7 protein-coding genes and 1 pseudogene are annotated in these 11,051 nt (G+C 55.8%); 6 read left to right on the forward strand and 2 right to left on the reverse strand.

Annotation, left to right across the window (positions count from 1 at the left end; all coding sequences use genetic code 11):
- Nucleotides 1-214, reverse strand: a 214-nt coding sequence (locus AC52W5_RS03965; RefSeq protein ID WP_495670058.1) for a transposase, incomplete at its 3' end; no start/stop codon positions are given.
- A 400-nt stretch (nucleotides 215-614) separates the two neighbouring features.
- Between AC52W5_RS03965 and AC52W5_RS03970 the strand changes: the two are divergent.
- Nucleotides 615-1,480, forward strand: a pseudogene (locus tag AC52W5_RS03970) (glycosyltransferase family 4 protein).
- A 7-nt stretch (nucleotides 1,481-1,487) separates the two neighbouring features.
- On the opposite strand, the gene AC52W5_RS03975 reads toward AC52W5_RS03970, so the two are convergent.
- Nucleotides 1,488-2,642: an NAD(P)/FAD-dependent oxidoreductase gene (locus tag AC52W5_RS03975; RefSeq protein WP_495670059.1), complete on the reverse strand. Its 1,155-nt coding sequence runs from the start codon at nucleotides 2,640-2,642 to the stop codon at nucleotides 1,488-1,490.
- Nucleotides 2,643-3,025: 383 nt separating this feature from the next.
- Here AC52W5_RS03975 and AC52W5_RS03980 point away from each other — a divergent pair, with 383 nt between their 5' ends.
- The 5 genes from AC52W5_RS03980 (at nucleotide 3,026) to AC52W5_RS04000 (ending at nucleotide 10,611) form a co-directional block, all read left to right on the forward strand.
- A complete protein-coding gene (locus tag AC52W5_RS03980; RefSeq protein ID WP_495670060.1) occupies nucleotides 3,026-3,994 on the forward strand; it encodes a 2-hydroxy-3-oxopropionate reductase in 969 nt (322 codons plus the stop codon).
- A gap of 32 nt (nucleotides 3,995-4,026) precedes the next feature.
- A complete protein-coding gene (locus AC52W5_RS03985) occupies nucleotides 4,027-5,484 on the forward strand; it encodes an FAD-linked oxidase C-terminal domain-containing protein (RefSeq protein ID WP_495670061.1) in 1,458 nt (485 codons plus the stop codon).
- 49 nt (nucleotides 5,485-5,533) lie between these two features.
- Nucleotides 5,534-6,628 (forward strand): glycolate oxidase subunit GlcE, encoded by a 1,095-nt coding sequence (gene glcE, locus AC52W5_RS03990; protein ID WP_495670062.1) that lies wholly within the window; start codon nucleotides 5,534-5,536, stop codon nucleotides 6,626-6,628.
- Entirely contained in the window at nucleotides 6,629-7,948 is a 1,320-nt protein-coding gene (glcF, locus tag AC52W5_RS03995; RefSeq protein WP_495670063.1) for a glycolate oxidase subunit GlcF, read from the forward strand.
- A gap of 335 nt (nucleotides 7,949-8,283) precedes the next feature.
- Nucleotides 8,284-10,611 carry a DNA translocase FtsK gene (locus AC52W5_RS04000; protein ID WP_495670064.1) on the forward strand — a complete coding sequence of 776 codons (2,328 nt, stop codon included), beginning with the start codon at nucleotides 8,284-8,286 and terminating at the stop codon, nucleotides 10,609-10,611.
- The last annotated feature ends 440 nt before the right edge of the window (nucleotides 10,612-11,051 follow it).

Consider the following 11,051-nt stretch of genomic DNA (forward strand, 5'->3'; position numbering starts at 1 on the left):
GGCGGTGCGTGTTGCTCCACCCTCCGTACTCCAACGGAAGATCCCGCCAAGGCGCTCCTGTTCGTAATATCCAGAATACAGCATCGATGAAACGGCGATTGTCCTCGGCAATGCCGCCCCAGACGCCTTTGCGTCCGGGCAGATGTGGCTCCAGCAAGGCCCAGGTCTCATCGGATATATCGTGGCGGCAGTATGCGGGCTTCGAATCCTTCATACGAGTCTCCTTTCCTGACTCGCCAAGTCTCTCATGTGCGGAGACTCGTGACTACACTATCTAATAAATCTGCTTATTCACTTGCGGTTTAGTTGAATCGATTATGATAAAAAAAGGAAAGTACAAGACAATCGTAATGCTCGGAACATCGCCTGAAGCACATGGTGGAATCGCGACCGTGGTCGGCAACTACGAAGATTGCGGTGTGCTGAAGAAATGGAAGGTCAAGTATGTAGTGACGCATGGGCAGGGTTCCAGATTTGCCAAAGCATATGCGGCAGGAGTAGCGAGGCTACAGTTACTCTACATGCTGGTTACTGGTCAGATTGGATTGCTTCATGTGCACATGTCTTCAAGAGCAAGCACATGGAGGAAGTCACTTTTTCTGCTGATGGGGATGATGTTTCGGGTCCCGTATCTCATTCACTTGCACAGTCCGGATTTCGTTGATTTTTTTGAGCAGGAGTGCGGAGAATGTAGAAAGAAGTTAATCAGATTTCTGCTATCGCGAGCGCTATATGTTATTGCCTTATCCCCTGGTTGGGCTAAAGATATTAAGAAGATTTCTCCTGCTACACGTACAGTAATTCTTTTTAACTCCGTACCGCTACCTGCTGCGGTGTTACGCGAGAAAGAGATAGACGAAAGTAGCAGCGAGCTATGTGATCCCCCTCTCATATTATTTCTTGGTCAGGTTGGTAAGCGTAAGGGTACATTTGACCTGATTCGAGCGGTGGCGTTACTGAGCGAAAATTTCAGGTTAGTTATCGGGGGCGATGGCGAACTACAGCGGGCACAGATGTTGTCGGAAGATGTCAGTGACAAGATTCTGTTTGCGGGGTGGCTTGGTAAAGCAGAAAAAGATCATTTGCCGCTCGAGCAGCTATCTTTGTACTTCCTTCATACCACGAAGGGGTACCTATGGCGATCCTGGAAGCGATGTCTTGGGGGATTCCCATTGTGACTACCCCTGTTGGAGGCATACCCGAGGTGGTAACGGAAGGACAAGAGGGCCTACTGGTAAACTCTGGTGATATCGTAGGACTCGCACATGCGTTAGCGCGTCTGCTTGCTGCGCCATCCCTTCGCCGGGAATTCGGAGAAAGAGGAAGGCACAAGATCGAGTCCAGGTTCTCTATAAAGGTTCTGCAACCGCAGTTGGAACAGTTGTGGATAGACTCCGGTGTGTCAGGGCCAGAGCCGGAGCTAGAGCCAGTGATGCAGAGAGGGGAGGTGGATTCCCCCGAGATTCAACCTAAAGTATGATCTCCGTCTACTCCATTACCGCCGGCAACTCCGCAGCCAGTGCATTCTTTTCCTTGGTAGCCGCCCCTAGCAGCGCGTAGCCGAGCAGTTTGCCCTCGGCGGTTTTATACAAAGCTTTCACGCCGCTTTCATCTTCCTCCACTACCCATTCGCCCTGCACTCCGGTTGCTGGCGGCGACACGACGGCCGGGCAGGCTGGTGTTTTGACCAGGACAGGCATGGCAGGATAACGTATCGGGGTGGGCGTTTCGGCGAGGGTTGGCGCCAGCCCGCGGGCGGCATGCATGATCGGCATGACGAAGGGTAAAATCCTGCCTTCCACCTCCGCACAATCGCCCAACGCGTAAATATCCTCATTGTGCGTCTGCAAGGAGCGATTTACCACTATTCCGCGGTTCACCCCGAGGCCTGCAGCCTGGGCGAGATGGGTGCGTGGACGCAATCCGACGGCGGAAAGCACGATATCGGTCTGCAGCGTTTCCCCGTTGGCAAGAGTCAGGTGAAAACTTTCATGGATCCGTTCCACGTATTCGGTCGTGGCACCCAGGTGAAAAACAACACCGGCAGCTTCGAGCCTGCGTTGCATGAAAGCACCTCCAGTGTGGGGCAGAAGCCGACCCAGCGGGTGGACATTGATATCGATTACCCTTACCCGATAACCTGCTGCCGTCAGATCATTCGCAAACTCACAGCCGATCAGGCCGGCCCCAAGGATGGTGACGTCCTTTTTTCCTCCCAGGGCGTCGCATAGCCGCTGGTAATCCTCCAGATCGTTGACTGAAAGAATGTCTTTCGCACCTTCTCCTTCCAGCGGCAAGCGGATTGGATCGGCTCCCATGGCCAGAACGAGCTTGCTGTAGGAAACTTTCTCTCCATCCTGTAGAGTTATTGTTTTGCTGGATGGATCAATAGCGCTTACGCGGCTATAAGGCCGAATTGTCAGCTTAAGCTGCTCGGCCATTTTCTCGGCGCTCGCGGTGACTATGGAGGCAGGTGTTTTGCCTGTCGCCAGGGCATTCGAAAGCATCGGCTTGGAATAGAAACCGCCGTGATCCGCGGAAATGATTAGAACGGGGGTTGTAGTATCCAGCTTGCGGAATTCCCGTGCGACCGTATAGCCGCCAAGGCCGCTGCCAATAATGACGATTGGTTGTGTGCTCATGCTTGAGTTTTTGCCCCGTTGACGTTGCTGCTCGTACTGCAACGTGTTGCTGAGGCTGCTCCGGTTTCGATTCGCGCTGCGTTCACTGCTTCCGTGTTGGGAACCGTATCGCCAGGGACGATACGGTAAGAGTTGCTACGATATTTTTGAAATGCAATCATTCTGTTCCAGGGTGGATTTCTCCAAAATGTCGATTTGATTTTTGATGTGCCGGAAAATTCCAGCCTGCCAGTAATGCTTTTACTCCAGAGCATGGAGAAAAAATTTGAGACGAATATGCTCATGTTTCCCGCCATTTCCGTCAGACATCTAAAGTTTACACCAGACGAGCTCAGACTCATGCGAAAATCGGAAGGCAGGGAACGAGTGGCAGAGTAGCGAAAGTGAATAATCACTGGCGCGGTCAGCACATAGGTAGGGGTATGACGGGCAGAACGAAAATTGGTTTCATCGGTCTTGGTATCATGGGTAAGCCGATGGCGAGCCATCTGATGAGGGGGGGCCATACCTTATTTCTACATTCCCGCAGCGGTGTACCGGCAGAATTGCTCACGCAGGGCGGGCAAGCCTGCTCTTCACCGGCTGAAGTCGCGCAGAATGCTGACATCATCATTACCATGCTTCCGGACACAGATGATGTGGAGCGGGTGCTGTTCGGTGATGACGGGGTTGCGGAGGGATTGAACACCGTGCGAAGTAAAGGCAGGATTGTGATAGACATGAGCACTATCTCGCCAGCTGAGACGCGGAAATTTGCCGATGCAATCAATGAGCTTGGGTGCGAGTACGTGGATGCGCCCGTTTCGGGCGGAGATATCGGCGCCCGGAATGCCACTCTCACCATTATGGTCGGCGCCACTCCCCCGGCATTCGAGCAAGTGAAGCCGGTTCTTGAGCTAATGGGTAAAACGATAACCCTGATCGGTCCCAATGGCACGGGCCAGGTTTGCAAGCTTGCCAATCAGATCATCGCCGCGCTCACTATCGAGGCGGTGGGCGAAGGTCTGTTGTTTGCCTCGAAAGCGGGTGCCGATGTGCGGAAAGTACGCCAGGCGTTAATGGGCGGTTTCGCATACTCCCGCGTGCTGGAAGTACACGGCGAGCGCATGATCGAGCGCGCGTTTGAACCCGGGTTTCGCGTCGAACTGCACCGGAAGGATCTGGGTCTTGCTTTGTCCAATGCGCGAGCATTGGGCGTGAGTCTGCCCGGTACGGAGACGACTCAGGAACTGCTGAATGGGTGCATCGCGCATGGCGGTGCCGGATGGGATAGTTCGGCCATGGTACGAATGCTGGAAAAACTGGCGAATCATGAGATCAAGCCCCCGGAAGACTCGCATGATGAACCATGAGTTGAATGAGTTGAATTGGCGGCAATGACCTTATGAACGACGCCCTCGAACTTGTAAAAAAGCTTCGGACCTTTCTGCCTGTGGAATCGGTGCTGCATGAGACCGAAGACGTGAGGCCGTATGAGTGCGATGGCCTGTCCGCTTATCGGCAAACGCCCATGATCGTGGCGCTGCCGCGGACTGAAGATGAAGTAGCGGAAATTCTGAAAGTCTGTCATGCATTGAAGATTCCTGTGGTCGCTCGCGGGGCGGGCACTGGCCTCTCCGGTGGTGCCTTGCCGCACCCGCAGGGGATGCTGTTGTCGCTGGCGAAGCTGAAAAGCATACTGGGGATCGATGCGGCAGCGCGTACGGCAAGGGTGCAGCCAGGCGTGCGCAACCTTGCGATCAGCGAAGCTGCGGCCCCTTATGGGCTGTATTACGCGCCTGATCCTTCCTCCCAGATCGCCTGTTCCATCGGGGGTAACGTAGCGGAAAACTCCGGAGGCGTGCACTGCCTGAAATACGGGCTGACCGTTCACAACATTCTCAAACTGCGTGTCTTGACCATTGAAGGCGAACTTCTCGAAATTGGTAGTGACGGTCTGGATGCTCCCGGCTACGACCTGCTGGCGCTCATGACGGGCAGCGAAGGCATGCTGGGTATCGTGACCGAGGTGACGGTGAAACTGACTCCCCGCCCGAAGAAAGCCCAGGTTGTCCTGGCTGCATTTGACGACATCCGCGATGCGGGGAATGCGGTGGCGAATGTGATCGGCGCCGGCATCATCCCGGCTGGAATGGAAATGATGGACAGGATCACGACCGGGGCAGTGGAAGAGTATGTCCACGCTGGCTATAACACCGAAGCGGCTGCGATCCTGTTATGCGAATCCGACGGTGCGGAAGAAGAGGTGGCGGAGGAGATCGAGCGCATCGACGAGATTATGCGGCAGAGCGGCGCAACGGAAGTCAGGACATCCCGCGACGAAGCCGAGCGCGTTAGGTTCTGGGCGGGACGGAAGGCGGCTTTTCCTGCCGCAGGCCGGGTTTCCCCTGATTACTATTGCATGGACGGCACCATCCCGCGCAAGAATCTTGCAAGCGTGCTGGCCGGAATCGAAGCGCTTTCTGCTGAATACGGGCTGCGTTGCATGAATGTCTTTCATGCGGGTGACGGTAACCTGCATCCGCTGATTCTTTACGATGCCAGCCATCCGGGAGAGCTGGAATTGACCGAGGAATTCGGAGCAAAAATACTCAGGATGTGCATAGAGGCTGGAGGAACCATTACCGGTGAGCACGGCGTCGGCATTGAAAAGATCAACCAGATGTGTTCCCAATTCAAGACAGGTGAGCTGGAAATGTTCCATGCGGTAAAAGCGGCTTTTGATCCTGAGAGCTTATTGAATCCCGGAAAAGCCATACCTACCCTGCGGCGCTGCGCGGAGCAGGGAGCGATGCACGTGCATCGAGGCAAAGAGAAATTCCCCGAGTTGCCGAGGTTTTGAAGTCATGCCCATTTCATATACTCCCCACTGCCTGACAGGCTGACGTCGCATGCAGGAAATCATCGATCAGCTTGCGGCGAGCATTCGCGCCGCTGCGGCGGGTAATGCGCCCCTTTGTATCCGCAGCGGCGGCACCAAGGATTTTTATGGTCCGCATGACAAAGGACGAGACGGGGCACGCGGGAGTATTCTCGACCCCACGGCTTATGCGGGTATAGTGGATTACGAACCCACCGAACTGGTCGTCACGGCTCGGGCGGGCACCCGCCTGGGGCAGCTGGAAACCGAATTGAATGGGCGTGGTCAGATGCTTGCGTTTGAGCCGCCGCATTTCGGGGCTGGTGCCACCTTGGGCGGCTGTATCGCGACGGGGTTATCCGGCCCACGCCGCGCCTCGGCAGGGGCCGTGCGGGATTTCGTGCTGGGCGTGCGCATGCTCGATGGCAGGGGGGACGACCTGAGCTTTGGCGGCCAGGTAATGAAGAACGTGGCTGGTTATGACATTCCACGTTTAATGGCGGGTTCTCTGGGCACATTGGGATTATTGCTGGAAGTTTCCCTGAAAGTGCTTCCCCTGCCGGCAGAGGAGCGCACGCTGCGTTTATCGATGAGCGAAGCCGAAGCCATTCGGATGATGAACCATTGGGCAGGCAAGCCGCTACCGGTTTCGGCAACCTGTTTCTGCGACGGCGAGCTAACTGTAAGGCTGTCCGGCGCAACCTCCGCCGTGCGTGCGGCGCGTGCGGTATTGGGAGGAGAAGAAATTGCCGAGGAAATATCTTTCTGGGAATCGATACGGGAGCAGGTACATCCTTTTTTTCGATCAGGAAAGCAGCTCTGGCGCTTGTCCATTAAATCGACTACTGCTCCCCTGTCCTTGCCTGGAAAACAATTGATCGAGTGGGGCGGCGCGTTGCGATGGCTCTCAGTCGATGCAGGGATGGATAACGAAGCTGTACAAGCGCTTGTCCGCAAGACCGCAAGGGATGTGGGGGGACACGCCACCCTGTTCCGTAGCCGGACGCCCGCTGCTGCTGTGTTTCATCCGCTTCCGCCGGCTATGATAAATATTCACCGCCGCCTCAAGGAAAAATTTGACCCGATGCGCATTTTCAATCCGGGCCGTCTATATCCCGAACTATAAATGCAAACCAATCTCGCTGATTTCATCAAGGATACTCCCGAGGGAAAGGAAGCTGAGGCAATACTGCGAACCTGCGTTCATTGCGGCTTCTGCCTCGCTACCTGTCCCACTTATCAATTGCTGGGAGACGAACTCGACAGCCCGCGCGGGCGCATCTATCTGATGAAGCAGATGCTGGAAGGCGAGCCGGTGACGGAAAAGACGCAATTGCATCTCGACCGTTGCCTCACCTGTCGCGCTTGCGAGACAGCCTGCCCCTCGGGCGTGCGTTACGGTCATCTGGTGGATATCGGCCGTGGCATTGTCGAAAAGAAGGTGGGACGAGGACTTGCTGCCGGAAGCATGCGATATGTGTTGCGGCAGGCGTTGCCGAACCGGAGCCTGTTTGCATCGCTGTTGAAAGTGGGCCGGGCTGTCCGGCCGTTGCTGCCGGATGTTCTGAAGGATTCGATACCTGCTGCACCCCTGAAAGAAAGCCGGCCGCTTCGCGCTGCCCGGTATGAGCGCAAGATGCTGGTGCTCCAGGGCTGCGTTCAACCGGCACTGGCGCCCAATATCAATGCGGCTGCCGCGCGCGTGCTGGACAAGCTTGGCATATCACTCATCAGCGCTCCGGATGCGGGGTGCTGTGGCGCGGTGTCTTACCATCTCAATGCCCAACAGGAAGGGCTGGATTACATGCGCCGCAATGTGGATGCGTGGTGGCCCTATATTGCGCCCAAGCCTGAAAAAGAGCCGGGAATGAAGCCGGGAACAAAGGAGCGGGCAACGGGAGGAGCAAACGAGGAAACAAGGGGCATCGAAGCAATTGTCATGACTGCGAGCGGCTGCGGCGTGACAGTGAAGGAATACGGTCATCTGTTGCGGCATGATCCCGCATACGCGGAAAAAGCAGCGCGCATTTCAGAGTTGACCAGGGACATCAGCGAGATCGTGGAAGCGGAGATGCCGGCGCTCGTTTCTCTTCTCAGTAAATCGACTGCCGGCAGGGAAAACCCCAGGCAGAAGCTTGCATTTCATTCTCCCTGCACTTTACAGCACGGAATGCGCATCCGGGGCGTCGCGGAGAAGATTCTGGCTGCTGCCGGCTTTGATTTGACCTATGTGCCGGATGCGCATCTTTGCTGCGGCTCCGCAGGGACCTACTCGATCCTGCAACCGGAGTTATCGCAGCAGTTGCTGAAAAACAAGGTAACGGCGCTCGAATCGGGCCATCCGGATCGGATCGCCACTGCCAACATAGGTTGCCTCACGCATATACGCAGTGGCGCCGCACTGCCGGTCGAGCACTGGATCGAGATACTGGACGAGACACTTTAGGCTGCTCAGCCTGGCACGATTGAAGATTAGCATTTTCAATGCTCCTTCTTCTCTTCATCCCTCATTCCCGTTCACCCTGAGCCTCGAAGGATAGAAGGGGGGGTAGACCAGCCTTGCGGCAAGCATGTCCTGAGCTTTCCGAACAGCTCGGACATGCCTGGCGAAGTGAACGGCCTCACGAAGCGAACGGCCTCAAGGAAGGAAGATTTATTCCAATGGAATAAGAAGCAAGGTGGGAGCCCTCCTGCTGCTTATTCCGCTGTAGTGGTTTTATTTTTAACCCCCCATCCAACTCTTATATAATCCATGTTGTTACTGTTCCTGCTGCTATATCCATGAGCTTCGTCAACAAGCCAATGGCAAAAAAAATCAGTCCCGACCCTTTGCCGCCCAGAGTCGCTCGGCTCCTGCGGGAGTCGGCGAGTCTTGCCCTGCTGGGTGTTGCACTCTATCTGGTGCTGATATTTTATGGATATGAGCGCGCCGACCCTGGGTGGTCGCACAGTGGCGATGGGCCCGCGCAGAATCCTGGGGGCATGGTAGGGGCCTGGCTGTCCGACCTGATGCTGTACTTGCTGGGTGTTTCCGCCTGGTGGTCAGTGCTGTTTTTACTTTTCCTGGTATGGTGGATGTATCGCCGCATCGATGGGAGCATATTCGACCGCCGCCCGTGGTTTGTTTCAATGGTCGGCTTTCTGCTGTTACTCGTGGCGAGCAGCGGAATGGAAGCCCTGCGTTTCTACTCCCTCAAGGTGGTTTTACCGCAGATGCCGGGGGGTGTGCTGGGTTTCCTGCTCAGTAAGAGTCTATCCCAGACACTGGGCTTTACTGGCGCAACGCTGGCACTCCTGATATTGATTGCAATTGGTTTCAGTTTATTTACGGGGCTATCCTGGCTGCGCCTGGTAGAGCAGATAGGCGCCTCGATAGAAGGTTTTTTCCTGTTTATCTGGCGCAGTATAGAAAGCGTCTTCCTGTTTATCGGCCGTGGCTGGCGGAGCAGGCGGGAACGTCATGTAGGAGCCGTTTCCGCCATCAGGCGAGAAGAGCTGGTGGAAGTGGAAAAAAAGCGCTTGCAGGAACACCCGCCTTTACACATTGAACAACCGGTCGCAGCACTCCCCAAACCGCGCAAGGTGATGAGGCAAAAGCAGACTCCGCTTTTTCCTGATCTGCCTGATTCCACTTTGCCGCCGTTACGCCTGCTCGATGAGCCGCCAAAGAAAGAAGTGGAAATTCTGTCGACGGAAACACTGGAATTCACTTCTCGCCTGATCGAGCGGAAACTGATGGATTTCGGAGTAGAGGTCAAGGTAGTGGCGGCATATCCCGGCCCTGTCATTACGCGCTATGAGATCGAGCCTGCCGTCGGCGTGAAAGGTAACCAGATTCTCAATCTGGTCAAAGACCTGGCGCGATCTTTATCAGTGGTAAGCATTCGTGTCGTCGAGACCATTCCAGGGAAGACTTGGATGGGTCTGGAAATTCCCAATCCCAAGCGGCAGGTCGTGCGCTTATCTGAAATTCTCAGTTCACAGGCTTATGCCGATATGGGATCGCCCCTGACCATTGCCCTTGGCAAGGATATCGGTGGACATCCGATAGTGGCAGACCTGGCGAAAATGCCGCATGTACTTGTCGCGGGAACGACGGGATCGGGTAAGTCGGTCGCCATCAACGCCATGATACTGAGCCTCCTCTATAAGTCCACCCCGGAGCAGGTACGGCTGATATTGGTGGACCCGAAGATGCTTGAATTGTCGGTATATGAAGGCATCCCACACCTGCTGGCTCCGGTGGTTACCGACATGCGTCAGGCAGCAAGCGCCCTGCGCTGGGGCGTCGCTGAAATGGAACGCCGCTACAAGCTGATGTCCGCGCTTGGTGTCCGCAACCTGGAAGGCTATAACCAGAAAATTCGTGAGGCGATCAAGAATGAGAAACCCATCCTCAATCCGCTGAGCCTCACTCCGGAAGCACGGGAACCGCTGGAGGAGATGCCGGTAATTGTCGTGGTGATAGACGAGCTGGCGGATCTGATGATGGTCGTGGGCAAGAAAGTTGAGGAGTTGATTGCCCGGCTTGCACAGAAGGCGCGTGCGGCAGGGGTCCATCTGCTTCTCGCCACTCAGCGGCCTTCTGTGGATGTGATCACCGGACTTATCAAAGCCAATATTCCGACACGCGTAGCTTTTCAGGTATCGAGCAAGGTGGACTCGCGCACAATCCTGGACCAGATGGGAGCAGAAGCGCTGCTGGGGCAGGGCGACATGCTTTATCTGCCTCCTGGAAGCGGGTATCCGCAGCGGGTTCACGGCGCTTTCGTCGCCGATCAGGAAGTGCATCGGGTCGTGGAATATCTCAAGGAGCACGGTGAGCCGCGGTACGTGGACGGTGTGCTTGACGCATCGGATGAGGAAGGCGGAGGGGGCGAAAATGGGGTGGCGGGGCAGGAGGGTGCCGAGAGTGACCCACTTTACGATGAAGCTGTCGCCATCGTGCTCAGATCTCGACGCGCTTCCATCTCCCTGGTGCAGCGGCATCTGCGCATTGGTTACAACCGCGCTGCGCGGTTGATCGAGGAAATGGAGCGGGCAGGCCTTGTCTCGGCCATGCAAAGCAACGGCAACCGGGAGGTGCTGGTTCCTGCACGGACCGAATAGAAGGGTGTTGCCGAAGACGGCGTTTGTAACCTATCGTTATTGATGGGTTGCGCTGCGCTCCCCCCCTCTACAGCTCTACATCTCGGCTAAAGCTGAGCCTGTTGGACGGAGCGCGGGACAAAACCAGGAGGTGTAACAAGAAGTAGGGCAGGCTTTGCCCGTTGTTACACGTCAGGCAGTAAAGTGCGCTGGATGCTCAAATGAGACCGCCCGCTCCCCCTGATTCGGGAAGCGGGCGGTGGTTTCGGTTATGTCAGCCTTTCAGTGTATCGGCCTCAATCTTAACCTCCGAGCTCATCTTGAGCGATCAAGGTCAGCGAGTCAATCCTAGAACTTCTTGTCGTACGGCATGATGCGGTTGTTGAGGATGACTTTGCTCTGGCCGTTCCAGACCACGTCCGTCAGGTTGGAGTAGCGGGTGATGATCTGTGCTGCAATCC

The organism is Nitrosospira sp. CT (genome assembly GCF_059489795.1).

What these genes read in the sequence shown, in the direction of transcription:
- AC52W5_RS03985 (WP_495670061.1), top strand. Translation starts at nt 4,027, where the DNA reads ATGAACGACGCCCTCGAACTTGTAAAAAAGCTTCGGACCTTTCTGCCT.
- glcF (WP_495670063.1), top strand. Translation starts at nt 6,629, where the DNA reads ATGCAAACCAATCTCGCTGATTTCATCAAGGATACTCCCGAGGGAAAG.
- AC52W5_RS04000 (WP_495670064.1), top strand. Translation starts at nt 8,284, where the DNA reads ATGAGCTTCGTCAACAAGCCAATGGCAAAAAAAATCAGTCCCGACCCT.
- glcE (WP_495670062.1), top strand. Translation starts at nt 5,534, where the DNA reads ATGCAGGAAATCATCGATCAGCTTGCGGCGAGCATTCGCGCCGCTGCG.
- AC52W5_RS03975 (WP_495670059.1), bottom strand. Translation starts at nt 2,642, where the DNA reads ATGAGCACACAACCAATCGTCATTATTGGCAGCGGCCTTGGCGGCTAT.